The 23,458-nt window shown below is 59.9% G+C and carries 24 protein-coding genes, 4 tRNA genes and 1 pseudogene; 22 read left to right on the top strand and 7 right to left on the bottom strand.

Annotation, left to right across the window (positions count from 1 at the left end; translation table 11 throughout):
* The first annotated feature begins 154 nt into the window (after positions 1 to 154).
* From truA to AC3ISR_RS18745, 12 genes are all read left to right on the top strand, one after another.
* Positions 155 to 979 (top strand): tRNA pseudouridine(38-40) synthase TruA, encoded by an 825-nt coding sequence (truA, locus tag AC3ISR_RS18800; protein ID WP_192297231.1) that lies wholly within the window; start codon positions 155 to 157, stop codon positions 977 to 979.
* Positions 980 to 1,043: 64 nt separating this feature from the next.
* Positions 1,044 to 1,664, top strand: coding sequence for a phosphoribosylanthranilate isomerase (locus tag AC3ISR_RS18795; RefSeq protein ID WP_305391231.1), 621 nt, complete (start codon positions 1,044 to 1,046; stop codon positions 1,662 to 1,664).
* A 244-nt stretch (positions 1,665 to 1,908) separates the two neighbouring features.
* Positions 1,909 to 2,829 (top strand): acetyl-CoA carboxylase, carboxyltransferase subunit beta, encoded by a 921-nt coding sequence (gene accD / locus AC3ISR_RS18790; protein ID WP_192296835.1) that lies wholly within the window; start codon positions 1,909 to 1,911, stop codon positions 2,827 to 2,829.
* Positions 2,826 to 4,133, top strand: coding sequence for a bifunctional tetrahydrofolate synthase/dihydrofolate synthase (folC, locus tag AC3ISR_RS18785; protein ID WP_463983396.1), 1,308 nt, complete (start codon positions 2,826 to 2,828; stop codon positions 4,131 to 4,133). The genes accD and folC overlap by 4 nt, the downstream gene beginning before the upstream one ends.
* Positions 4,117 to 4,776: an SPOR domain-containing protein gene (locus tag AC3ISR_RS18780; protein WP_226455115.1), complete on the top strand. Its 660-nt coding sequence runs from the start codon at positions 4,117 to 4,119 to the stop codon at positions 4,774 to 4,776. The genes folC and AC3ISR_RS18780 overlap by 17 nt, the downstream gene beginning before the upstream one ends.
* A gap of 274 nt (positions 4,777 to 5,050) precedes the next feature.
* Positions 5,051 to 5,608 carry a CvpA family protein gene (locus tag AC3ISR_RS18775; RefSeq protein ID WP_003192538.1) on the top strand — a complete coding sequence of 186 codons (558 nt, stop codon included), beginning with the start codon at positions 5,051 to 5,053 and terminating at the stop codon, positions 5,606 to 5,608.
* Positions 5,609 to 5,649: 41 nt separating this feature from the next.
* Positions 5,650 to 7,155 carry an amidophosphoribosyltransferase gene (purF, locus tag AC3ISR_RS18770; RefSeq protein WP_017737850.1) on the top strand — a complete coding sequence of 502 codons (1,506 nt, stop codon included), beginning with the start codon at positions 5,650 to 5,652 and terminating at the stop codon, positions 7,153 to 7,155.
* Positions 7,156 to 7,220: 65 nt separating this feature from the next.
* The gene (locus AC3ISR_RS18765) at positions 7,221 to 8,432 is read left to right on the top strand and encodes an O-succinylhomoserine sulfhydrylase (RefSeq protein WP_017737849.1); all 1,212 of its coding nucleotides are present in this window, start codon (positions 7,221 to 7,223) and stop codon (positions 8,430 to 8,432) included.
* 11 nt (positions 8,433 to 8,443) lie between these two features.
* Positions 8,444 to 9,208 carry an SDR family oxidoreductase gene (locus AC3ISR_RS18760; protein ID WP_124410364.1) on the top strand — a complete coding sequence of 255 codons (765 nt, stop codon included), beginning with the start codon at positions 8,444 to 8,446 and terminating at the stop codon, positions 9,206 to 9,208.
* Between the two features lie 107 nt (positions 9,209 to 9,315).
* Positions 9,316 to 9,391: transfer RNA gene (locus AC3ISR_RS18755), tRNA-Val, on the top strand.
* 54 nt (positions 9,392 to 9,445) lie between these two features.
* Positions 9,446 to 9,522, top strand: a tRNA-Asp gene (locus AC3ISR_RS18750).
* A 105-nt stretch (positions 9,523 to 9,627) separates the two neighbouring features.
* Positions 9,628 to 9,704 (top strand) — tRNA-Asp (locus tag AC3ISR_RS18745).
* Between the two features lie 237 nt (positions 9,705 to 9,941).
* On the opposite strand, the gene AC3ISR_RS18740 is transcribed toward AC3ISR_RS18745, so the two are convergent.
* Entirely contained in the window at positions 9,942 to 11,225 is a 1,284-nt protein-coding gene (locus AC3ISR_RS18740) for an NAD(P)/FAD-dependent oxidoreductase (RefSeq protein WP_192296831.1), read from the bottom strand.
* 184 nt (positions 11,226 to 11,409) lie between these two features.
* Between AC3ISR_RS18740 and AC3ISR_RS18735 the strand changes: the two genes are divergently transcribed.
* Positions 11,410 to 11,486: transfer RNA gene (locus AC3ISR_RS18735), tRNA-Val, on the top strand.
* Positions 11,487 to 11,569: 83 nt separating this feature from the next.
* Here the strand turns inward: AC3ISR_RS18735 and AC3ISR_RS18730 are convergent.
* Positions 11,570 to 11,806, bottom strand: a pseudogene (locus AC3ISR_RS18730) (helix-hairpin-helix domain-containing protein).
* A 457-nt stretch (positions 11,807 to 12,263) separates the two neighbouring features.
* Between AC3ISR_RS18730 and AC3ISR_RS18725 the strand changes: the two are divergent.
* The 5 genes from AC3ISR_RS18725 (at position 12,264) to AC3ISR_RS18705 (ending at position 15,869) form a co-directional block, all read left to right on the top strand.
* Positions 12,264 to 12,980, top strand: coding sequence for a DUF969 domain-containing protein (locus AC3ISR_RS18725; protein ID WP_463983448.1), 717 nt, complete (start codon positions 12,264 to 12,266; stop codon positions 12,978 to 12,980).
* Entirely contained in the window at positions 12,977 to 13,927 is a 951-nt protein-coding gene (locus AC3ISR_RS18720) for a DUF979 domain-containing protein (RefSeq protein ID WP_192296829.1), read from the top strand. The genes AC3ISR_RS18725 and AC3ISR_RS18720 overlap by 4 nt, the downstream gene beginning before the upstream one ends.
* Positions 13,928 to 13,934: 7 nt before the next feature.
* Positions 13,935 to 14,564, top strand: coding sequence for a pyroglutamyl-peptidase I (pcp, locus tag AC3ISR_RS18715; protein ID WP_463983449.1), 630 nt, complete (start codon positions 13,935 to 13,937; stop codon positions 14,562 to 14,564).
* Positions 14,565 to 14,642: 78 nt separating this feature from the next.
* A complete protein-coding gene (locus tag AC3ISR_RS18710) occupies positions 14,643 to 15,095 on the top strand; it encodes an anti-virulence regulator CigR family protein (protein WP_192296827.1) in 453 nt (150 codons plus the stop codon).
* A 108-nt stretch (positions 15,096 to 15,203) separates the two neighbouring features.
* Positions 15,204 to 15,869 carry an HAD-IA family hydrolase gene (locus tag AC3ISR_RS18705; RefSeq protein WP_489324401.1) on the top strand — a complete coding sequence of 222 codons (666 nt, stop codon included), beginning with the start codon at positions 15,204 to 15,206 and terminating at the stop codon, positions 15,867 to 15,869.
* Positions 15,870 to 15,897: 28 nt separating this feature from the next.
* On the opposite strand, the gene AC3ISR_RS18700 is transcribed toward AC3ISR_RS18705, so the two are convergent.
* Complete coding sequence (locus AC3ISR_RS18700; protein ID WP_192296825.1) at positions 15,898 to 16,161, bottom strand: hypothetical protein; 264 nt, start codon at positions 16,159 to 16,161, stop codon at positions 15,898 to 15,900.
* A gap of 209 nt (positions 16,162 to 16,370) precedes the next feature.
* Positions 16,371 to 16,565, bottom strand: a complete 195-nt coding sequence (csrA, locus tag AC3ISR_RS18695; RefSeq protein ID WP_003192511.1) for a carbon storage regulator CsrA — start codon at positions 16,563 to 16,565, stop codon at positions 16,371 to 16,373.
* A gap of 262 nt (positions 16,566 to 16,827) precedes the next feature.
* Here csrA and AC3ISR_RS18690 point away from each other — a divergent pair, with 262 nt between their 5' ends.
* Positions 16,828 to 17,193, top strand: coding sequence for an SPOR domain-containing protein (locus tag AC3ISR_RS18690; RefSeq protein WP_192297230.1), 366 nt, complete (start codon positions 16,828 to 16,830; stop codon positions 17,191 to 17,193).
* Positions 17,194 to 17,224: 31 nt separating this feature from the next.
* On the opposite strand, the gene AC3ISR_RS18685 is transcribed toward AC3ISR_RS18690, so the two are convergent.
* The 3 genes from AC3ISR_RS18685 to AC3ISR_RS18675 all read right to left on the bottom strand — a co-directional run bounded on the left by AC3ISR_RS18685 (position 17,225) and on the right by AC3ISR_RS18675 (position 19,430).
* Entirely contained in the window at positions 17,225 to 17,914 is a 690-nt protein-coding gene (locus AC3ISR_RS18685) for an endonuclease (protein WP_192296824.1), read from the bottom strand.
* Between the two features lie 4 nt (positions 17,915 to 17,918).
* Positions 17,919 to 18,170 (bottom strand): DUF1654 domain-containing protein, encoded by a 252-nt coding sequence (locus AC3ISR_RS18680; protein WP_192296823.1) that lies wholly within the window; start codon positions 18,168 to 18,170, stop codon positions 17,919 to 17,921.
* 171 nt (positions 18,171 to 18,341) lie between these two features.
* Positions 18,342 to 19,430 carry an asparaginase gene (locus tag AC3ISR_RS18675; protein WP_192296822.1) on the bottom strand — a complete coding sequence of 363 codons (1,089 nt, stop codon included), beginning with the start codon at positions 19,428 to 19,430 and terminating at the stop codon, positions 18,342 to 18,344.
* A 483-nt stretch (positions 19,431 to 19,913) separates the two neighbouring features.
* On the opposite strand from AC3ISR_RS18675, the gene AC3ISR_RS18670 reads away from it, so the two are divergent.
* Genes AC3ISR_RS18670 through AC3ISR_RS18660 form a run of 3 tightly spaced genes read left to right on the top strand, consistent with a single transcriptional unit; the run spans position 19,914 to position 23,458 of the window.
* On the top strand, positions 19,914 to 20,873 hold the full coding sequence (locus AC3ISR_RS18670; RefSeq protein WP_463983451.1) for a sugar ABC transporter substrate-binding protein: 960 nt from the start codon (positions 19,914 to 19,916) through the stop codon (positions 20,871 to 20,873).
* Positions 20,874 to 20,930: 57 nt separating this feature from the next.
* A complete protein-coding gene (locus AC3ISR_RS18665; protein WP_463983452.1) occupies positions 20,931 to 22,484 on the top strand; it encodes a sugar ABC transporter ATP-binding protein in 1,554 nt (517 codons plus the stop codon).
* Positions 22,481 to 23,458 carry an ABC transporter permease gene (locus tag AC3ISR_RS18660; RefSeq protein WP_226455123.1) on the top strand — a complete coding sequence of 326 codons (978 nt, stop codon included), beginning with the start codon at positions 22,481 to 22,483 and terminating at the stop codon, positions 23,456 to 23,458. Before AC3ISR_RS18665 ends, AC3ISR_RS18660 begins: the two co-directional genes overlap by 4 nt.

The following is a 23,458-nucleotide window of genomic DNA, read 5'->3' as shown; positions in this document are numbered from 1 at the left end:
AAGGCGTAGTGTCAGTCAATGATGTCGTGACTGAGTGACTGCCTTCGCGAGCAAGCCCGCTCCCACATTTGGGCGGTCATCTTTATAATGGCCGCCTTTGCGTAACTCATCAGGCTCTCAGTTCTTGGCAAATATAGATAACGCGGCCGCCGAAATGGCGGCCGCAGGCTTTTACCGCATCGCCCTGGGCGTGGAATACAAAGGCTCGCGCTATCGCGGCTGGCAGCGCCAGGCGTCGGGTGTGCCGACGGTGCAGGAGACCCTGGAAAAGGCTCTGTCTAAAGTCGCTGACTCGCCGGTATCGCTGATGTGCGCCGGGCGTACCGACGCTGGCGTGCACGCCTGCGGCCAGGTGGTGCACTTCGACACCCAGGCCGAGCGCACGATGAAGGCGTGGGTGATGGGCGCCAATATCAATTTGCCCCATGACGTCAGTGTCAGCTGGGCCAAGGTGATGCCTGCGCACTTTCATGCGCGTTTCAAGGCCATTGCCCGGCGCTATCGTTATGTGATCTACAACGACCAGATCCGCCCGGCTCATCTCAACGAAGAAATCACCTGGAACCACCGCCCGCTGGACGCCGAGCGCATGGCCGAGGCCGCGCAGCACCTGGTCGGTGTACATGATTTCAGCGCGTTCCGGGCGGGCCAGTGCCAGGCCAAGTCGCCGATCAAGGAAGTCCACCATCTGCGGGTCACGCGCCACGGCAAGATGATCGTGCTGGATATTCGTGCCGGTGCGTTCCTGCACCATATGGTGCGCAACATTGCTGGCGTGCTGATGACCATCGGCACGGGCGAGCGCCCGGTGGAATGGGCCAGGGAAGTGCTGGAAAGCCGCATCCGCCGTACCGGCGGGGTGACGGCGCATCCGTTCGGGTTGTACCTGGTGGATGTGGAGTACCGCGACGAGTTCGAATTGCCGGAACGTTTTATCGGGCCACACTTCCTCACAGGTTTCAGCGAACTTGGCGGCTGACGCCCGGAAAAGCATTTGTTACCATCCGGGACTTTCTCGGCCCAACCCCTGAGGTTTCCACGACATGCCAGCCGTTCGCAGCAAGATTTGCGGGATTACCCGCATAGAAGACGCGCTGGCGGCAGTCGAAGCGGGCGCGGACGCCATCGGTTTCGTGTTTTATGCCAAGAGCCCGCGGGCGGTTAATGTATTGCAGGCGCGGGCGATCATCGCCGCGTTACCGCCGTTCGTGACCACGGTGGGCTTGTTCGTCAACGCCAGCCGCTGCGAACTCAATGAGACCCTGGATGCCGTTGCGTTGGACATGCTGCAATTCCATGGCGACGAAAGCCCCGACGAGTGTGAGAGCTACCAGCGTCCATATATCAAGGCGCTGCGGGTCAAGGCCGGGGACGATGTCGCCGCGGCCTGCGCCATCTACACGGGCGCTCGCGGGATTCTGCTGGACACCTATGTCGAAGGCGTGCCGGGCGGTACGGGTGAAGCGTTTGATTGGTCACTGATTCCCGAAGGCTTGAGCAAGCCGATCATCCTGGCGGGCGGGCTCAATCCCGCGAACGTCGCGGCCGCTATCGAACAGGTGCGCCCGTACGCCGTGGATGTCAGCGGTGGAGTGGAGCAGGGCAAGGGCATCAAGGATCACGGCAAGATCCGCGCATTCATGCAGGCTGTGCGCGGGATGTGACGGCTGGCAGTCTGCCGCCGTCCATAACTACCACTGTGTAAAACAGCCCGGCGCCGCCTGTAGGTGGCCCGGAAATGAAGTGGCAACCTTGCGCTGGCAGGTTGTCTGGAAGGCTGAGGATGCATGCGGGAAATGGCTGGTCGAACGTCTGACCCCGTCCAGCATGTGTCATCGCCACATATGAATTTAGCTCAAGGGCATACGCGGGGCTGTGTTCAAGCCACCGGTACTGGAGAAAGAAAGCATGAGCAACTGGTTAGTAGACAAACTGATCCCTTCGATCATGCGTTCCGAGGTGAAGAAAAGCTCGGTTCCTGAAGGTCTGTGGCACAAGTGCCCATCCTGCGACGCGGTGCTGTACCGCCCGGAGCTGGAAAAGACCCTGGACGTTTGCCCCAAGTGCAATCACCACATGCGCATCGGTGCCCGCGCCCGCATCGACATCTTCCTGGATGCCGACGGCCGTGCCGAGCTGGGTGCTGACCTCGAGCCGGTTGACCGTCTCAAGTTCCGCGACGGCAAGAAGTACAAGGATCGCCTGACCGGCGCGCAGAAGCAGACCGGTGAGAAAGATGCGCTGATCTCCGTCAGCGGCAAGCTGCTGGGCATGCCGGTGGTGGTTTCGGCGTTCGAGTTTTCCTTCATGGGCGGCTCCATGGGCGCCATCGTCGGTGAGCGCTTTGTTCGCGCCGCCAACTACGCCCTGGAAAACCGTTGCCCGATGATCTGCTTCGCTGCCTCCGGTGGTGCGCGCATGCAGGAAGCCCTGATCTCCCTGATGCAAATGGCCAAGACCTCCGCGGTACTGGCGCGTCTGCGTGAAGAAGGCATCCCGTTCATCTCTGTACTGACCGACCCTGTCTACGGCGGCGTTTCCGCCAGCCTGGCGATGCTGGGTGACGTGATCGTCGGCGAGCCAAAGGCCCTGATCGGCTTTGCCGGCCCGCGTGTGATCGAGCAGACCGTGCGTGAAAAACTGCCGGAAGGCTTCCAGCGCAGCGAGTTCCTGTTGGAGCACGGTGCGATCGACCTGATCATCCCGCGTGGCGAGCTGCGTCCGCGCCTGGGTAGCCTGCTTGCGCAAATGATGGGCCTGCCGACGCCTGTATACGTCGCGCCAAAGGTCGAGCCAATCGTCGTACCGCCGGTGCCTGCAAACCTATGACCCAACGTACCCTGGGCGAATGGCTCGCCTACCTTGAGCAGTTGCATCCGTCCGCCATCGACATGGGCCTGGAGCGCTCGCAACAGGTAGCGGCCCGCCTCGGGTTGGGACGGCCGGCACCGCGTGTGATCACGGTGACCGGCACCAACGGCAAAGGCTCCACCTGTGCCTTTGTCGCGGCGCTGCTGCAGGCCCAAGGGCTGAAAGTGGGCGTCTACAATTCTCCGCACCTGCTGCGTTATAACGAGCGGGTGCAACTCAATGGCGTCCAAGCCACTGATGAGCAACTCTGCGAAGCCTTCGCCGCACTTGATGCCGGGCGTGGCGAGACATCCCTGACCTACTTCGAAATGGGCACCCTGGCGGCGTTCTGGCTGTTCGAGCGTGCGCAGCTGGATGTGGTGGTACTGGAAGTCGGCCTGGGCGGGCGTCTGGATACGGTCAACGTGGTGGATGCCGATCTCGCGCTGGTGACCAGTATTGGCGTGGATCATGCCGATTACCTGGGGGATACCCGTGAGTCGGTGGCCTATGAAAAGGCTGGGATCTTTCGCCAGGGCAAGCCAGCCCTGTGCGGTGACCTGGACCCGCCGCATACCTTGCTGGACAAGGTGCGCGAGCTGGATTGCCCGTTCTTCCTGCGTGGGCGTGAATTCAATCTCGAGATCGGCGAGCAGCACTGGCAATGGCGCGGGCGGGATGCGCGTGGCCAGGTTGTAGAGCTGCGCGACTTGCCGCTGTTGAATCTGCCGATGGAAAACGCCGCGCTCGCGCTGCAAGCCTACCTGTTGCTGGATCTGCCATGGGATGCCGAGCAGATCGCTGCGACGTTGCTGGCGACCCGCGTGGTAGGGCGCCTGGATCGGCGTGTATTCGAATGGGAAGGCAAGCGCCTGAACCTGTTGCTCGACGTGGGGCATAACCCTCACGCCGCTGAATACCTGGCGCGCCGCCTGTCGCGCACGCCGCCGGTCGGTCGTCGTCTTGCGGTATTCGGGCTGCTGGCCGATAAGGATCTGGATGGCGTGGTTGCGCCATTGTTGGGCGATGTCCAGGCCTGGGCGGTCGCACCGTTGGATTCGCCGCGTAGTCGTCCGGCTGTTGAGCTGGAGCAGGCCTTGCAGAACCTTGGCGCGCCGGTGGCGTCGTATGCAAGCGTCGCGGCTGCCCTTGAAGCGCAGTGCGCGGTTGCCACGCCTGACGACGAAATTCTGTTGTTCGGATCATTTTATTGTGTTGCCGAGGCGCTTGAGTGGTTGGCCCGGCGCTCCACGGAGGAAGCTGCACATGGCATTACTGGATAGCGCATACAAGCAGCGAATGGTTGGAGCCCTGGTTCTGGTGGCATTGGCGGTGATTTTCCTGCCGATGCTGTTTTCCCGTCAGGACGAACAGCGCCAGGTTGTGGTTGAGGCGCCGGCTGCGCCCCAGGCGCCGGTGGTGCCTCAAGTGCAGGTGGAGCCGGTGGTGGTGCCTGAGCCGCAGGCCTTGCCTGAGGAAGAGCCGGTGCCGACCGATGAGGAAGTGGCCGCGCAAGCCGCACCGTCGACGCCGGTGCAGCCAAGTGTGCCGGTGGTCAAGCCAGCGCCGGCGCCCGTCGTGGCGGCCAAGCCTGCTGCGCCGGCACCTGCGCCCAAGCCTGTAGCGCCGCAGCCGGCCGCGCCGGGCAAGCCGGATGTGGGCCAGAGCCGTATTGATCCGAATGGTCTGCCGATCAGTTGGTCGATCCAGCTCGCCAGCCTGGCCAATCGCGAAAGCGCCGAAGCCTTGCAGAAAAAACTGCGCGCCCAAGGCTATAACGCCTACATCCGCAGTGCCGATGGCAAGAACCGGGTGTTTATCGGGCCGTTGATCGAGCGTGCCGAAGCGGATCGCCTGCGCGATTTGTTGGGGCGCCAGCAGAACCTCAATGGTTTTGTGGTGCGGTTCCAGCCTGAGCGCGGTTGAATAGCTGCCGCCTCCGGTTGGCAATGCGGTTCAAATGTGGGGGCGGGCTTGTGTGGGAGCGGGCTTGCTCGCGAATGCGGTGTATCAGCTACAGATACCTCAGCTGACCCACCGCATTCGCGAGCAAGCCCGCTCCCACATTCGTTTTATAGTGGGATTGAAATTGGATTCCTTGGCCACAAACTACTGATTTGCAAGGCGCCTACAATCACAGCTTACCGATAGCCCAGCGCTCTGCTAAAATGCGCCGCCTTATCCGTCTGTAGGCTGCACTGTGCCATTTACCTGGGTTGATTGGGCGATCGTTGCAATCGTCGCCATCTCCGCTTTGATCAGTCTAAGCCGCGGCTTCGTAAAAGAAGCACTGTCGTTGCTGACCTGGATTATCGCAGGAGTCGTAGCCTGGATGTTCGGTGGTTCACTGTCGGTCTACCTGGCCGGATACATCGAGACACCTTCGGCTCGCGTCATTGCGGGCTGCGCCATCATGTTCATCGCCACGCTGCTGGTGGGGGCAATGGTCAATTATCTTATTGGCGAGTTGATACGTGTCACCGGCCTCTCCGGGACCGATCGATTCCTCGGCATGGCCTTCGGCGCCGCGCGTGGCGCGTTGCTGGTGGTTGTGGCAGTCGGGCTGTTGAGCCTGGGGCCGGTACAGCAGGATTCGTGGTGGCAGGAGTCGGTACTCGTGCCAAAATTTCTATTGGTTGCGGATTGGTCCAAGAACCTCATTCTGGGGTGGAGCAGTCAGTGGCTGGCCAGCGGAATCAGCGTACCCGCTGATCTTCCGTTCAAGGAACACCTCTTGCCGGCCAAAACGCCTCAGTAAGCTGTGTTCAGTCAAGATTCATTAAGTAGGGGTTGCGTCGCATGTGTGGCATCGTCGGTATCGTCGGTAAGTCGAACGTCAATCAGGCGCTGTATGACGCGCTAACCGTCCTCCAGCACCGCGGCCAGGACGCTGCCGGTATTGTGACCAGCCACGACGGCCGGTTATTCCTGCGCAAGGACAATGGCCTGGTTCGTGACGTGTTCCATCAGCGTCACATGCAGCGCCTGGTCGGGCACATGGGTATTGGTCATGTGCGTTACCCGACTGCCGGTAGCTCGACTTCGGCCGAAGCTCAACCGTTTTACGTCAACTCGCCTTACGGCATCACCCTGGCGCATAACGGTAACCTGACCAACGTTGAACAGCTGGCCAAGGAGATTTACGAATCTGACCTGCGCCACGTCAACACCAGCTCCGACTCGGAAGTGCTGCTCAACGTGTTCGCTCACGAGCTGGCCCAGCGCGGCAAGCTGCAGCCGACCGAAGAAGACGTGTTCGCCGCCGTCACCGACGTGCACAACCGTTGCGTGGGTGGCTACGCCGTCGTGGCGATGGTGACCGGTTACGGCATCGTCGGTTTCCGTGATCCGCACGGCATCCGTCCGATCGTGTTCGGCCAGCGTCACACCGACGAAGGCGTCGAGTACATGATCGCTTCCGAAAGCGTCTCCCTGGACGTGCTGGGCTTCACCCTGATCCGCGACCTTGCGCCGGGCGAAGCGGTGTACATCACCGAAGACGGCAAGCTGCACACCCGTCAGTGCGCCGTGGCACCGAAACTGACCCCTTGCATCTTCGAACACGTCTACCTGGCGCGTCCGGATTCAATCATCGACGGCGTTTCGGTCTATAAGGCGCGCCTGCGCATGGGCGAGAAGCTGGCCGAGAAGATCCTGCGCGAGCGGCCTGAGCACGATATCGACGTGGTGATCCCTATTCCGGACACCAGCCGTACCGCTGCGCTGGAGCTGGCGAACCACCTGGGCGTCAAGTTCCGCGAAGGCTTCGTGAAGAACCGCTACATCGGTCGTACCTTCATCATGCCGGGCCAGGCAGCACGCAAGAAGTCGGTGCGCCAGAAGCTCAATGCCATTGAGCTGGAGTTCCGCGGCAAGAACGTGATGCTGGTGGACGACTCCATCGTGCGCGGCACCACCTGCAAGCAGATCATCCAGATGGCTCGCGAAGCCGGTGCGAAGAACGTGTACTTCTGTTCGGCAGCCCCAGCCGTGCGTTATCCGAACGTTTACGGCATCGACATGCCGAGCGCCCACGAGCTGATCGCCCATAACCGCACGACCCAGGACGTAGCCGACCTGATCGGCGCCGATTGGCTGATCTATCAGGATCTGCCAGACCTGATCGAAGCGGTCGGTGGTGGCAAGATCAAGATCGAGCAGTTCGACTGCGCCGTGTTCGACGGCAAGTACGTAACCGGTGACGTCGATGAGGCCTACCTGAACAAGATCGAGCAGGCGCGTAACGACTCGTCGAAGATCAAGACCCAGGCGGTCAGCGCGATCATCGATCTGTACAACAACTGAGTAGACACCGGCCCTGAGGGGCCGGTTTTGTATCTTAAATAAAGAATTGAGTAAGGAGTCGCAGCATGAGTCAGGAATGGGATGCCGGTCGGTTGGACAGCGACCTCGATGGCGTAGCTTTCGATACCCTGGCTGTGCGCGCCGGTCAGCACCGCACGCCGGAAGGCGAGCACGGCGACCCGATGTTCTTCACGTCCAGCTATGTGTTCCGCACCGCTGGCGATGCAGCTGCGCGTTTTGCCGGTGAAGTGCCGGGCAACGTCTATTCGCGTTACACCAACCCGACCGTGCGGGCATTCGAAGAGCGTATTGCGGCCCTGGAAGGTGCTGAGCAGGCGGTGGCGACGGCGACTGGCATGGCGGCGATCCTGGCGGTGGTGATGAGCCTGTGCAGCGCCGGCGACCATGTGCTGGTGTCACGCAGTGTGTTCGGTTCGACCATCAGCCTGTTCGAAAAGTACTTCAAGCGCTTCGGTATCGAAGTGGACTACGTGCCGTTGGCGGATCTGTCCGGCTGGGATGCGGCGATCAAGGCCAACACCAAATTGCTGTTTGTCGAGTCGCCCTCCAACCCGCTGGCCGAGTTGGTGGACATTGCCGCGCTGTCCGAAGTGGCTCACGCCAAGGGCGCGATGCTGGTGGTCGACAACTGCTTCTGCACGCCTGCATTGCAACAGCCGCTGAAGCTGGGCGCGGACATTGTCGTGCACTCGGCCACCAAGTTCATCGACGGCCAAGGCCGTTGCATGGGGGGGGTGGTTGCCGGTCGTGGTGAGCAAATGAAGGAAATCGTCGGCTTCCTGCGTACCGCCGGGCCGACCCTGAGCCCGTTCAATGCCTGGATCTTCCTCAAAGGCCTGGAAACCCTGAGCCTGCGCATGAAGGCCCATTGCGCCAACGCCCAGGCCCTGGCCGAGTGGCTGGAGCAGCAGGACGGTATTGAGAAGGTGCATTACGCCGGTCTCAAGAGCCATCCGCAACACGAATTGGCCCAGCGCCAGCAGCGTGGTTTCGGGGCGGTGGTGAGTTTCGAAGTGAAGGGTGGCAAGGACGGCGCCTGGCGCTTTATCGATGCCACGCGCCTGATCTCCATCACCGCCAACCTGGGTGACAGCAAGACCACCATCACGCACCCGAGCACCACCTCCCACGGGCGCCTGGCGCCGCAAGAACGCGAGGCGGCCGGTATCCGTGACAGCCTGATCCGCATCGCGGTGGGCCTGGAGGATGTGGCTGACTTGCAGGCTGACCTGGCTCGCGGGCTGGCGGCCTTGTGATCGAGTGGTCCTTGGAGGCGGCGGCAGCCAGTAACGGGCGCGTCGCGCTGGTGACTGGCGCGGCGCGGGGTATTGGTCTCGGGATTGCCGCGTGGCTGATCAGCGAAGGCTGGCAGGTGGTTCTGACTGACCTGGACCGTGAGCGCGGTTCCAAAGTATCCAAAGTGCTGGGCGAGAATGCCTGGTTTATCAGTATGGATGTGGCCGACGAGAAGCAGGTTGCGCAGGGCGTTGCCGAGGTGCTTGGGCAGTTTGGGCGCCTGGATGCGTTGGTGTGCAATGCGGCGGTGGCCGATCCGCGCAATATCACATTGGAAAGCCTTGATCTGGCGTATTGGAATCGTGTGCTGGCGGTCAACCTGAGTGGGCCGATGTTGCTTGCCAAACACTGTGCGCCGTACCTGCGTGCCCATGGCGGTGCCATCGTCAACCTGGCGTCGACCCGGGCCCGTCAATCGGAGCCGGACACCGAAGCCTATGCGGCGAGCAAGGGCGGTTTGTTGGCCCTGACACACGCCTTGGCGATGAGCCTTGGGCCGGAAGTGCGGGTCAATGCGGTCAGCCCGGGTTGGATCGATGCGCGTGATCCTGCCGCACGGCGCGCCGAGCCTTTGACGGACGCTGACCACGCCCAGCATCCAGCGGGCAGGGTTGGCACGGTGGAGGACGTCGCGGCGATGGTGGCGTGGTTGTTGTCGCGTCAGGCCGGGTTTGTCACCGGCCAAGAGTTTGTCGTGGACGGTGGCATGAGCAAGAAGATGATTTACAGCGAGTAGGGCAGGTGGTCGTCTTGAAGTAATTTTGTCTTTTTCAGAAAAACTTCAAGCAGGCTATTGACTTAGGTCCGTTACCTGCGTAAATTTCGCGGCCTCAACGAAGCAAAGGGTGATTAGCTCAGCTGGGAGAGCATCTGCCTTACAAGCAGAGGGTCGGCGGTTCGATCCCGTCATCACCCACCACTTCTTGACAGTTTTGCCTTAGGGTAAGACGCAACGTAAAGGTTGCACCGACGCGCAGCGGTAGTTCAGTCGGTTAGAATACCGGCCTGTCACGCCGGGGGTCGCGGGTTCGAGTCCCGTCCGCTGCGCCATATTTTCCAGGCTTGATTTTTCGGGCTTGAGATTGAACAACTAAGGTTGATCAATCAGATGTTTAAAGACGGTTGAATGTTTGTGTTCAACTGGTCAAGCGATACGCAGCGGTAGTTCAGTCGGTTAGAATACCGGCCTGTCACGCCGGGGGTCGCGGGTTCGAGTCCCGTCCGCTGCGCCATATCTGCATCAAGGCCCACTGAACGCCTTGAAGCACAAAGAAAGCCTCTGGCTACTTTGATCCGATAGCAAAAACCCTGGTCGAAAGACCGGGGTTTTTTGTGTCTGCGATTTTATTTTATGTGGGAGCGGGCTTGCTCGCGAAAGCGGTGGATCAGTCAATAAATCTGGCGACTGGCACACTGCATTCGCGAGCAAGCCCACTCCCACACAAGCCCGTTCCCACAGTTGGATTCGGTCAGAATCCCAGCTTATCCCGCAGCCCGTAATACCAGGCTCCCAGTGCTGCGAATGGTGTGCGTAACAGCTGTCCACCCGGGAATGGGTAGTGCGGCAGGTCGGCAAACGCGTCAAAGCGCTCTGCCTGGCCTCTCAGTGCCTCCGCCAATACCTTGCCCGCCAGGTGCGTGTACGTCACACCATGACCACTACAGCCCTGGGAGTAATAAATGTTGTCGCCCAGGCGACCTACTTGCGGTAAGCGCGACAGGGTTAGCAGGAAATTGCCGGTCCAGGCGTAGTCGATCTTTACATCCTTGAGCTGCGGGAACGCCTTGAGCATCTTCGGGCGGATGATCGCTTCGATATTTGCCGGGTCGCGCGCGCCATACACCACGCCGCCGCCGAATATCAGGCGCTTGTCGCTGGTGAGGCGGTAGTAGTCGAGCAGGTAGTTGCAGTCTTCGACGCAGTAATCCTGTGGCAGCAACGTTTTTGCCAGTTCGTCCCCCAGTGGGGCTGTGGTGATGACTTGGGTGCCGCACGGCATCGACTTGGCCGCCAGCTCGGGCACCAGATTGCCCAGGTAGGCGTTGCCCGCGACAATGATGAACTTGGCCCTGACCTTGCCCTCGGCAGTGTGTACCACCGGATTGGCGCCGCGTTCAATGCGCAGTGCAGCGGATTGCTCATAGATCGTACCGCCCAGTGACTCCACGGCCGCGGCTTCACCCAATGCCAGGTTGAGCGGGTGGATGTGCCCGCCGCTCATGTCGAGCAGGCCGCCGACATAGTTGTCACAGGCCACCACCTCGCGGATGCGGCGCTCGTCCAGCAGCTCCAGCTGGGTATGGCCATAGCGCTCCCACAGGCGCTTCTGCGACTCCAGGTGGCCCATGTGCTTGCTGTTGAGCGCGGCGAATACGCCGCCGTCTTTCAGGTCGCACTGGATCTGGTATTTGGCGACCCGCTCGCGAATGATCTTGCCGCCCTCAAACGCCATCTGCCCGAGCAACTGCGCCTGCTTGGGGCCGACACTGCGTTCGATCACATCGATGTCGCGGCTATAGCTGTTGACGATCTGCCCGCCGTTGCGCCCCGACGCGCCAAACCCGACCTTGGCGGCTTCCAGCACCGTCACGCGAAAGCCGTTCTCCAGGAGAAACAACGCGCTGGACAGGCCGGTGTAACCGGCGCCAATCACGCATACATCGGTTTCGACGTCACCTTGCAGCACCGGGCGCGGCGGAACCGCGTTTGCGGACGCGGCGTAATACGACTGGGGGTAGGGGGTGTTCGCCATCCTGGAACCTCTGTTTTATATTTTTTACGAGTGCGCCGATCCTACCTGAGTTGAAAATTGCCTGCCAGCCACCCGAAAACCACGGGTCTACCCGGCGCAAATAAAAAATTCGCATATTCATAGGGTTAGCTGCAAAAAAGATGTTGACACCCCTCCGGAATTCCGTAGAATGCCGCCTCACAGCAGGCACGTAGCTCAGTTGGTTAGAGCACCACCTTGACATGGTGGGGGTCGTTGGTTCGAGTCCAATCGCGCCTACCAAACAAAATCCGCTCTGCTGGGCGGTCTAGAAGGGCTCACCGAAAGGTGGGCCCTTTTTTGTTGTCTTGGTTTTTTGCGCGGCGTTACGCCTTGGCACGTCTCGCAATATCCACCGCCGCAGTGATAGCCGCCCGAGCGTGCGGGCTGTTTTTCCGGCACGTCGAGCCTAACGCTGCTTAGGCTTGCGCGAGGATGTCACCGACATCTGACGCCCCTGGTTCGGCCAGGGATTGGATGCCCATTTGCTCCAATCGGGCAGCCACAGTGGGACCTACGCCCTTGAGCGCAAGCAAAAAGTCCTTTTTTCGGGTGTCGGGTATTTGGGCTTACTGATCAGTCAGCAAAAAAGCTGAGCCACCGATAGCAGGCAGATGATCTGTACAACCATCTGGCAGCGGATCTCACCATTCGTTGTCGCCATACCCATTTGTCCGGCGTACATAGTGAATTACCTCTTCGTCAGCAAAGCGAAGCAGCGAAATACGCTCTCGCTCCAATGAGTATAGGTCCTGCGCCGGATTCGTCACTGTTGTCGCGGTCACGGGGGGCGGCCCTGGATCGCTCTTGAATTGCCGACAAAATTTATTGGTGTGCAGCAACAATTTTTCTTGTTGGACACCTCCCCATCCCAGACAGCAAAGTTGCCGCCACTGACGCTCGACCTTCCGGGTCAACAATAAAAAACCGAGCCGACTGCCCGCCACATTCTTGCTGCGAACCCTTTGTTCGCATCCTGCTGTAATGGCGCCGCAGCGCGCACATAAGGACTTCATCGTCATGCAAACTGTTGTGAGCCTATGGCCGTTGATCGGCGTACTTGTCATCGTGGTTGGCTTTGTCTTGCGCTTCAATCCGCTGTTGGTGGTCACCGCTGCCGCCATCGCGACCGGGCTTGCTGCCCATTTTCCCTTGGAGAAAATCCTCGCCAGCATGGGTGAAGGTTTCCTTCAGACCCGCGCCCTGCAACTGATTCTTTTATTACCCCTGGCCGTGATTGGGCTGCTGGAACGCCACGGTTTGCGCCTGCATGCGCAGAACTGGATCGCACGGTTCGAACGTGCGACCGTCGGGCGCCTGTTGATCATCTATTTGTTTGTGCGCGAATCCACTGCAGCCATGGGGCTGACCAGCCTGGGCGGGCATCCACAGATGGTGCGGCCGCTGTTGGCGCCGATGGCGGAAGGTGCGGCGGAAAAACGCTACGGCAAACTGCCAGACAAGGTGCGCCACAAGGTGTTGGCCATGTGCGCGGCGACCGACAACGTTGGGCTGTTTTTCGGTGAAGACATCTTTGTCGCTTTTGGTGCCATCGCGCTGATGCACACCTTCCTGCTCGGCTCCGGAATCGATGTGGAGCCGCTGCATATTGCCGTGTGGGGCATCCCTACGGCGATCTGTGCCTTCATCATTCACGCGATCCGCCTGCACCGATTCGACCGCCGGCTCACCCGTGAGCTGACGCCGGTCGCTACCGCCGTGGAGGCCGCGCAATGATTATCTCCATTCAATATCTGTACTGGCTGGCCGGTGTGCTGTTGCTGATCACGGCGGGCATGATCGTGCTGGATCGCACCCATCCCAAGCGTTGGTCCAGCGCGTTGTTCTGGCTGCTGTTCGCTATTCCGTTCCTGGTCGGCGAGCGCTTGCCGTCTGTGGTTATCGGCGTCGGTGTGGTGGTGATGGCGTTGATCGCAGGCTTGGGCGGTGTCGGGCGAGGAGCCCATGCCGAACTGCATGACAAGGCTTCCCGTGCCAGCGCCGGTCGCCTGGGGCACAAGCTGTTTATCCCGGCACTGGCCATTCCGTTGACCACGGTAATTGGCTCGGTATTGCTCAAGCACACCGAGATCGGCGGTGTACCGTTGCTGGACCCGAAAAACACCACCTTCGTGTCTCTCGGCATCGGCTGCCTGATCGCCCTTGGCCTGGCGTGCTGGCTGACCCGTGATACCCCGGTGCAAGCCTTGCGTGAATCCCGACGCCTGACCGAAGCCCTGGGCTGGGCCATGGTGCTGCCGCAGATGCTGGCGATGCTTGGGCTGTTGTTCAATGAGGCGGGGGTCGGCACTGCTGTGGCTCACGTCACCACCACCTACATCAACCTGGATTTCAAGTTGGTGGCGGTGATGGTCTATGTGCTTGGCATGGCGTTGTTCACGGTGATCATGGGGAACGGCTTCGCCGCGTTTCCGGTGATGACCGGTGGTGTCGGCGTGCCGGTACTGGTCGGCATCTACGGCGGCAACCCCGCGGTGATGGCGGCCATCGGCATGTTCTCCGGTTACTGCGGCACACTGATGACGCCCATGGCGGCCAACTTCAATATTGTGCCCGCCGCGCTGTTGGAGCTGCCGGACAAGAACGCGGTGATCAAGGCGCAGTTGCCGACTGCGTTGATGATGCTGGTGGTCAATATCGTCCTGCTTTATCTGTTGATGTGAGGCGAAGATGCGAACGCTACTGCTGACGGGGTTTGAGCCCTTTGATCAAGCCCCAGTGAACCCGTCCTGGGAGGCTGCGCGCCAGCTGGACGGGGTGCTGCTGGACGACGGTGTGCAGATTGTTGCGCGCTGCTTGCCTTGCGCATTTGCCACGGCGGGTGACTGCCTGGCCCAATTGATTGCCGAGCTGCAACCTGTGATGGTCATTGCGACTGGGCTGGGGCCTGGGCGCAGTGATATTTCCATCGAGCGGGTGGCGATCAACGTCAACGATGCGCGTATCCCCGATAACCTGGGCGCGCAGCCTATCGACACTGCTGTCGTGGTGGGCGGTCCGGCGGCGTACTTCAGTACGTTGCCGATCAAAGCGATGGTCAAGGCTGTACGCGAGGTGGGGATTGCGGCGTCGGTTTCGCAGACGGCGGGGACGTTTGTGTGCAACCAGGTGTTTTATCTGTTGCAGCATGCACTGGTGGGGACAGAGGTACGTAGCGGGTTTGTTCATGTGCCCAACCTGCCTGGTTCGGGCGAGCCAACGATGGCGCTGTCGACCCTGGTCGAGGGGTTGCGGGTCGCCGTGCTGGCTGCTTGGAAAACCTCGGTGGATGTCGTTGAGGTCGGCGGTCGGGTGAGTTGATGAGGTCTCGCTGATTCTGCGTGAGAAACCCTAGGCTCGGCTACAGTTCAGGAACATTCCTGTTCTGGACGATTCGCCATGATCAAGTATCCCAAGTTCATGTCTGTGGTGTTGTCACTGGCCTTGTCTGCGGGTAGCGCTATTGCCTTGGCTGATCCGGGCAATGGCAAGGGCGGCGGTAATAACAAGGGGCATGACCAGGGCGGGCAGGGGCATGATAAATCCAGGGGCAAAGGTGCTTCGGACGCTCGCGGCCCCAGCATCGACCGCGGCGGTGTACTCAATGTGCTGGTGGGGCATCGGGACTACTGGAGTCCAGGCCCTGCATTGCCCCCCGGCATCCAGAAAAACCTGGCGCGCGGCAAGCCCTTGCCACCAGGGATCGCAAAAAAACTCGATGGTCGTTTAGCCGGCCAGCTCCCCCATTACGATGGCTATGAGTGGCGGCAAGCGGGCACTGATCTGATATTGGTAGCAATTGCTACGGGCGTCATCTATGAAATCCTCAATGGCGCGTTTGACGGACGTTGATGGCTAGCCGACTGGGCGCCCAGGCACCGGCAGCGTTTACAAGCACACAGGTGATCCGTAGATTGCAGCGGGCTGATTGTTTGTTACCGCCCATGAGGAAATTACGCAGTGTCTATCCCCGTTGCCCAGCATTACCGCGCCTTTCTGTTCGATATGGATGGCACCCTGCTCAACTCCATCGCTGCCGCCGAGCGGGTGTGGAGCACTTGGGCGCAGCGTCATGGCCTGGACGTGACGGCGTTCCTGGCCACCATTCATGGCGCCCGCGCCATTGACACCATCACGCGTCAGGCGCTGCCCGGGGTCGATCCTGAGGTTGAGGCGCAGTGGATTACCGAAGCCGAAATCAACGATGTCGAAGGCGTTGTCGCGATTCCTGGGGCCGTTGCATTCCTGAGTGATTTACCGGGCGATCAATGGGCGCTGGTGACGTCTGCCCCGCGGGCACTGGCGTTGCGTCGCCTGCAGGCTGCGGGTATTACGCCGCCCGCCGTGTTGGTGACGGCCGAAGATGTGGCCAGCGGCAAGCCGGACCCAGCCTGTTATGTGCTCGGTGCGCAGCGGCTGGGGGTGTCGGTTGAGGACTGCCTGGTATTCGAGGATGCGGCCGTAGGTATTCGAGCCGGGGAAGCGGCGGGTGCGGATGTGATGGTCGTGACGTCGACGCATCTGGAGCCGATGGTGACCAGGCACCCTTCTATAGATGGATATGAACAATTGCAGGCCAAGCGCAACGCTGAAGGTTTGCTCTACGTGCACGGCAGGGTTTTGTAGCCGCCGACGCTCAGGCAGGCGTGGTTCATCAGCTCGCCGTTTTCCGGTGCGCGCGATGAGCTGCGCGCCTGCACAGCTTTCGCTGGACGATCACCTGGATCGGCTTGAGGCAAAACACGAACAGGTAGGTGCACAGGAATAGCCCGAGGTCGAGCCATGAGCTCACTTCGTTACCGAAAGTGCGTTCCGCTTCCAATTTGAGGGCATATTCCATCCCGAGGAAGGCAAGCGCAATCAGCAAGGTGATTGTCCAGGCGCGGGTGGAAATGTGTTGCGTAGAGGTAAGCCTCATCGACGTGCTCCTGAGTGCACTCTGATGGCCGGGGGAAACTCAGGAGGTTCGGCTATGAATTGGCGGACAAGTTCCAAACTTCGACACAGTTTCATCTTTCGCAGGCAATAAACCGGCAGGGCATTCGCGACTCGCGAAAAGTGCGAGCAGGCCCAAGGGGTTTTCGCCAGCCGTTACAGTAAACGAAAGGGCTGGCTACTGAGGGCGCGTCAAGGCGTCTGGTTTTTGTCCGGAGCAGTCAGGCCGGCCTGGATGCGCTGGTAAATCTCTTCGCGATGCACGGCAACATCCTTCGGAGCGTTGATGCCGATTCGTACTTGCTGGCCGCTAACGCCCAGGATGGTGATCGTGATGTCATCACCGATGTTTATGCTTTCACCGACTTTGCGGGTGAGTATAAGCATGGACTTCTCCTTGATTACTTTTAAGGACACATGTTTCAGACAGGGCAGGTGTCGGATGTGTGTAGCTTACTGCTAAGCGCTTCCCTGTGACTGCCTCTTTTAGGACGCATAGAGGCGACATTAATTCCCATGGCGGCATCATACAGGTCTGCGATACATGATTCGCATTGTTTAAGCCAACGTTTATGACGGCCAGAATAGACAGTGAATGATAAAGTTGCCTCTTTATCCTTAAAGGAGCAGGGCAGTGCGTAAAGTAGCGATGGCAGTTGCGGTGTTGGCGTTGGCCGGTTGCGGTGAAGGCAAAAGCGTCGATGCCCCCAAGGCCAAGCCTGCCGTGACTGAAAGCCAGCCACAGACCGGTACGATTGCCGCCCAGGAATGGGATGTGCGCGTAGGCCCGCCCGACCACAAGTTGCAGGCCATTACAGACCTGACCGCGTGGTTGCTGGAACATGGTTTCAATTTTTATATCGTGAAGGTCGACGGCAAGGACGAAGTACTGCTGGGGCCATTTGCAACCAAGGCCGAGGCCGAGGCCAAGCAAGCGCTGCTCAACGAGAAGATGGCCCGCGCCAAGAAAACCGACACCGAGTCGCAGGTCATCGAGCACAAGGCGGCGCAGTAACAGACGGCTTGGGCGGCAATCCCGCCCACGTTCAACCGCAGGCTTTCAGGTTTACCGGGCCGACGAATTCATTGCCGCGTCCCATCACGCACGCTACGGTCTGGTTGCGTTGACGCTCCCAGGGTTGCACTGGGTAGGTCTTGTTCCAGGCTTCATACAGTTGGCGATCCTGTTTCGACAGGCGCAAACCGTATTGCTTGCTCATATAGAAGTAAGTCCGCGCAATCATCCCGCGAACCGACGGACGTGGCATGACCTTCTTGGCCTTGAAGTCCACTTGGGTCAGGCATGAGCCGTACTGCCCGCGTTGTACTGGCAGCCAGCCAAAACTGAAGTTGTTGCGGTCGCCATTCACCTCGCCAATGCTCGGCACCAGGTTGTGCAGGTCGGCTTCGGCGCGCTTGAACACGTCATCATGACGCGTACAGTTCTTGCGCCCGCCGTTCTGCCAGCACTGGCGCTGATGCCCGATCTGCCAGGCCGGAACGATGTGCTCCCATTCGATACGTGCGGCACGGCTGGCGCTCTTGCGGGGGATGTAACCGCAGGCTTTCAGGTCTACACGGTTGCCGGTGTATTTGCAGCCGCAATAGAACTCGGTGGATTGCGGGGCATAGAGTTTCCAGGCGACTTTCTTGGCTTCGCTGAACGTTCGCGGTGCTTGCGCCTGGGCGCTAATGGCAAAAAACAGGCAACACACAGCAATAAAACGGGCACTCATTGAATCAATCTTCCTTCGGCACAACCCAGAAAATCTGCACACCACCATCATCCCGGTAGGCGAGGGTGACGTTGTCGTTCTCTGCGATTTCCTCGAGCAGGCGCTGCCACTCGTCTTCCGGCTCATCCGGTAGGCGGAAGATCAAGGCTGCCTTCGCTTTCTGGGCATTGGTCGAATTGATGATCTTTTGCACACGCGTCGCCAGGCGTGTGTAGGCATCAGGTGGAGTTGACGCTGCGGAAGAAGACTTTGCCACGGAAGATTCCTTGATAAGCTGTACGTGCATACAGTATTTAACTGTGCGCAATTTCGCAACTGCTTAAAACTCAGGAAGCCTGATTGACGTCGATAAAGGTGGTTTGGCGCAGGGGTCATTGCGGGGGGAGGCAGGGGCGGTAAACCACCCCTGCCGGTCAATCACTAGGAATCAATATTCCCAGAACATCCGTTGCAGCTCTTTGCTGTCCTGGGTCTTGGTCAAGGCGACCATCGCGAGGATGCGGGCTTTTTGCGGGTTCAGGTCATGGGCGACTACCCAGTCGTATTTGTCGTCAGGTTGTTCGGCATTGCGCAGAACGAAACCACCGGCATTCACGTGGGAAGAACGAATGATCTGTACGCCTTGTTTACGCAGTTCCTGCAGGGCAGGGACGACCTTGGATGACACCGAGCCATTGCCGGTGCCGGCGTGGATGATGGCTTTGGCGCCAGCCTGGGCCAGCGCCTTGTAGGCGGTGTCGCTCACGTTGCCGTAGCCATAGGCGATTTCAACGTCGGGCAGGCTCTTGATGTTCTTGATGTCAAATTCCGAATCCATGGTGTGGCGCTTGGCTGGCAGGCGGAACCAGTAGGATTTGCCTTCAACCACCATGCCCAGCGGGCCCCATGGGCTCTTGAAGGCTTCGGTCTTGATATTGATCATCTTGCTCACGTCACGACCCGACTGGATCTCGTCGTTCATGGTCACCAGCACGCCTTTGCCGCGTGCTTCTTTGCTGCCGGCAACGGCCACGGCGTTGTACAGGTTGAGCATGCCGTCCGCCGACATGGCGGTGCCTGGGCGCATCGAGCCGACCACGACGATCGGCTTGTCGGTTTTTTCCACAAGGTTCAGAAAGTAGGCGGTCTCTTCGAGGGTGTCGGTACCGTGGGTGATCACGATACCGTCCACATCCTTGCTATCGGCCAATTCGGCAACACGACGGCCCAGTTGCAGCAGGTTGTCGTTGTTGATGCTCTCGGACGCAATCTGCATCACTTGTTCGCCACGCACATTGGCGACTTGGCTAAGCTCAGGAACACCGGCGATCAGTTGTTCGATACCGACCTTGGCTGCCTGGTACGTGGCACTGTTGGCCGCGCTGGCGCCAGCGCCAGCGATGGTACCGCCGGTGGCGAGGATCACCACGTTGGACAGTTTGGTCTTGGTTTCAGCTTCCTTTGCCTGGGCGGCAACGGGGAACAGCAGCAGTAGGGCCAACGCGCCCGGAACAATGTTCTTCAGTGCAGATTTCATTATTTTTCTCTCTGGTTTGTGATGAGTGCTGGTGCAGGTTCATCTAGAGCGCTCGGGCGGTTCTGAACGCCGCGAGGTTCAGGGGAACAGCAGGATCTGTACCAGCCTGGACAAGTTTGTGTTCATAAAATAAATCGTTGATTTTTAAGGGTTTGGTTTGGATTTTTAAGCGACTCGGACGATCTGCTGTCCGGCTTTCCGAACAGCTGGACGTTATCGCGTTCGGTTGTCCGAAAAAATGATCGGATCTTCTCTGGGCGTGTATGACTTCAGCCCAAAGGCCTGTCGTTTTAGAGAACGACCGAGCGCTGGCGATGTTTAAGGACGTGGCGTGAAGGTGGGGGGGCAGAGGGCCTGGATGAAAGGCTGTGGGATACCGTTGACAAATCTCGACAAGGTTCTCATAGTTTCAATAACGCAAACGTTTGCGAGATATTTCCATGCAGGCGTTGCTCACAATAATCATAAGATCGGAGTGAACCCATGAAGCTGCCATTCGCTGGACGTCTTCTTGCTGTCGCTGTGCTGGCTGCCGCATCCGCCGCCTTACCTCTTTCCTCTGCATTTGCCGATGACGCCGCCGCCAAACCCAAGGTCGGCCTGGTCATGAAATCACTCGCCAACGAATTCTTTGTCACCATGCAAGACGGTGCCAAGACATATCAGAAAGAACACGCCGCCGATTTCGACATGATCACCAACGGGATCAAGAACGAAACCGATACCAGTGCGCAGATCGATATCGTCAACCAGATGATCCTCGCCAAGGTGAATGCGATCGTGATCGCCCCTGCCGACTCCAAGGCACTGGTCACTGTGCTGAAGAAAGCCTCGGATGCCGGTATCAAGGTCGTCAATATCGATAACCGCCTTGATCCGGACGTGCTCAAAAGCAAGAACCTCGACATCCCGTTTGTAGGCCCCGACAACCGCAAAGGCTCCAAGCTGGTGGGGGACTACCTGGCCAAGCATCTGGCAGCGGGTGACAAGGTCGGCATCATTGAAGGTGTGCCGACCACCACCAACGCCCAGCAGCGCACCGCGGGCTTCAAGGATGCGATGGACGCGGCCGGCATGAAGATCGTTTCCACCCAATCCGGTAACTGGGAAATCGACCAGGGCAACAAGATCGCCGCCGCGATGCTCAGCGAAACGCCAGACCTCAAGGCCTTGTTGGCCGGTAACGACAACATGGCCCTGGGCGCGGTCTCCGCTGTTCGCGCAGCTGGCAAGGCTGGCAAAGTACTGGTCGTAGGCTACGACAACATCGAAGCCATCAAGCCGATGCTGCAAGACGGCCGCGTCCTGGCGACCGCCGACCAGGCTGCTGCCCAGCAAGCCGTGTTCGGCATCCAGAACGCACTCAAGCTGGTCAAGGGTGAAAAGGTCGATGCCAAAGACGGCGTGATCGAAACCCCGGTCGAACTCGTCATCAAGCAGTAATCCCGGCAGCACCCAACAGCGCCCGTTCGTCCTGGACGGGCGCCTGGAGATTTTCCTATGTCATCTTCCGCCCCGAACGCTGTCCTCTCGGTCAGCGGTATCGGTAAGACCTATGCCCAGCCGGTTCTGTCCGACATCACCCTGACGCTCAATCGGGGAGAAGTACTGGCGCTGACCGGAGAAAACGGCGCAGGCAAAAGCACCTTGTCGAAGATTATCGGCGGGTTGGTCACGCCGACCACCGGGCATATGCAATTCAATGGTCAGGACTACCGTCCTGGCAGTCGTACCCAGGCTGAAGGGCTGGGGGTGCGCATGGTCATGCAGGAACTCAACCTGCTGCCGACGCTGACCGTCGCCGAAAACCTGTTTCTGGATAACCTGCCCAGCCACTGTGGCTGGATCAGCCGCAAGCAACTGCGCAAGGCCGCGATTGAGGCCATGGCCCAGGTCGGCCTGGACGCGATCGACCCGGACACCCTGGTCGGCAGCCTGGGTATCGGCCATCAACAAATGGTCGAGATCGCGCGCAACCTCATCGGCGACTGCCACGTGCTGATCCTCGATGAACCGACGGCCATGCTGACCGCCCGTGAAGTCGAGATGCTGTTCGAGCAAATCACCCGCCTGCAGGCTCGGGGCGTGGCAATCATTTATATTTCGCATCGGCTGGAAGAGCTCGCCCGTGTCGCCCAGCGCATTGCGGTGCTGCGTGACGGCAAGCTGGTGTGCGTCGAGCCAATGGCCAACTACAACAGCGAGCAATTGGTGACCTTGATGGTCGGTCGCGAGCTGGGCGAGCACATCGACCTGGGCCCGCGCACCATCGGCGATCCGGCCCTGACAGTAAAAGGCCTGACTCGCTCGGACAAGGTTCGCGACGTGTCCTTTGAAGTGCGCGCAGGCGAGATCTATGGCATCTCCGGCCTGATCGGCGCCGGTCGTACCGAGCTGTTGCGCCTGATCTTCGGTGCCGACCTGGCCGACAGCGGCACCGTGGCGCTCGGCTCGCCAGCCCAGGTGGTGAGCATTCGTTCGCCGGTGGACGCGGTGGGCCATGGCATTGCGCTGATCACCGAGGACCGCAAGGGTGAAGGCCTGCTGCTGACCCAGTCCATCAGCGCCAACATAGCCTTGGGCAACATGCCGGAAATTTCCGCTGGTGGGGTGGTCAACAGCCGCAACGAAACGGCCTTGGCCAAGCGCCAGATCGATGCCATGCGCATCCGCAGTTCCAGTCCGGCGCAGTTGGTCTCTGAACTGTCCGGTGGTAACCAGCAGAAGGTGGTGATTGGCCGCTGGCTGGAGCGCGACTGCTCGGTGATGCTGTTCGATGAGCCGACCCGTGGCATCGACGTAGGTGCCAAATTCGACATTTATGCCTTGCTTGGTGAACTGACGCGCCAAGGCAAAGCGCTGGTGGTGGTGTCCAGCGACCTGCGCGAACTCATGCTGATCTGCGATCGCATCGGGGTGTTGTCCGCCGGGCGCTTGATCGAGACCTTCGAGCGCGACAGCTGGACCCAGGACGAATTGCTTGCCGCCGCCTTTGCCGGCTATCAGAAACGTGACGCGCTGCTGAACGACGCAGCGCTTAGGGATACCCCATGAAAACCACAATTTCCCCGGGCAAAACCGGCGGCAACTTCTACGGCCTGGGTACTTACCTGGGGCTGGCTGGCGCGTTGCTGGCAATGATTGCGCTGTTCTCGGTACTCAGCGATCACTTCCTGTCCTACGACACCTTCAGTACCCTGGCCAACCAGATCCCGGACCTCATGGTGCTGGCAGTCGGCATGACTTTCATCCTGATCATCGGCGGCATCGATTTGTCGGTGGGCTCGGTGTTGGCATTGGCGGCGTCGGCGGTCAGCGTGGCGATCCTTGGCTGGGGCTGGAGCGTCTTCCCCGCCGCCATACTCGGTATGGGCTGCGCCGCGCTGGCGGGCACCATCACCGGTTCGATCACCGTGGCCTGGCGTATTCCGTCGTTTATCGTGTCCCTTGGCGTGCTGGAAATGGCCCGTGGCGTGGCGTACCAAATGACCGGTTCGCGTACCGCCTACATCGGCGACTCGTTTGCCTGGCTGTCCAACCCAGTGGCCTTCGGCATTTCACCGTCGTTCATCATTGCGCTGCTGGTGATCATCGTCGCCCAACTGGTGTTGACCCGTACGGTGTTTGGTCGCTACCTGATCGGTATCGGCACCAACGAAGAAGCGGTGCGCCTGGCAGGGATCAATCCCAAGCCCTACAAAATCCTGGTGTTCAGCCTCATGGGCCTGTTGGCCGGTGTGGCGGCGCTGTTCCAGATATCGCGTCTGGAAGCGGCGGACCCGAATGCTGGTTCTGGCCTTGAACTGCAAGTGATTGCGGCGGTGGTTATCGGTGGCACCAGCTTGATGGGCGGTCGCGGTTCGGTAATCAGTACCTTTTTTGGTGTGTTGATTATTTCGGTACTGGCCGCCGGTTTGGCGCAGATCGGTGCTACGGAGCCGACCAAGCGCATCATTACCGGTGCCGTGATCGTGATTGCGGTGGTCCTGGATACCTACCGCAGCCAGCGCGCCAGTCGGCGGGGCTGA

This window comes from Pseudomonas sp. GL_117 (genome assembly GCF_057835125.1).
This window is presented reverse-complemented; position numbering and strand designations above follow the sequence as displayed.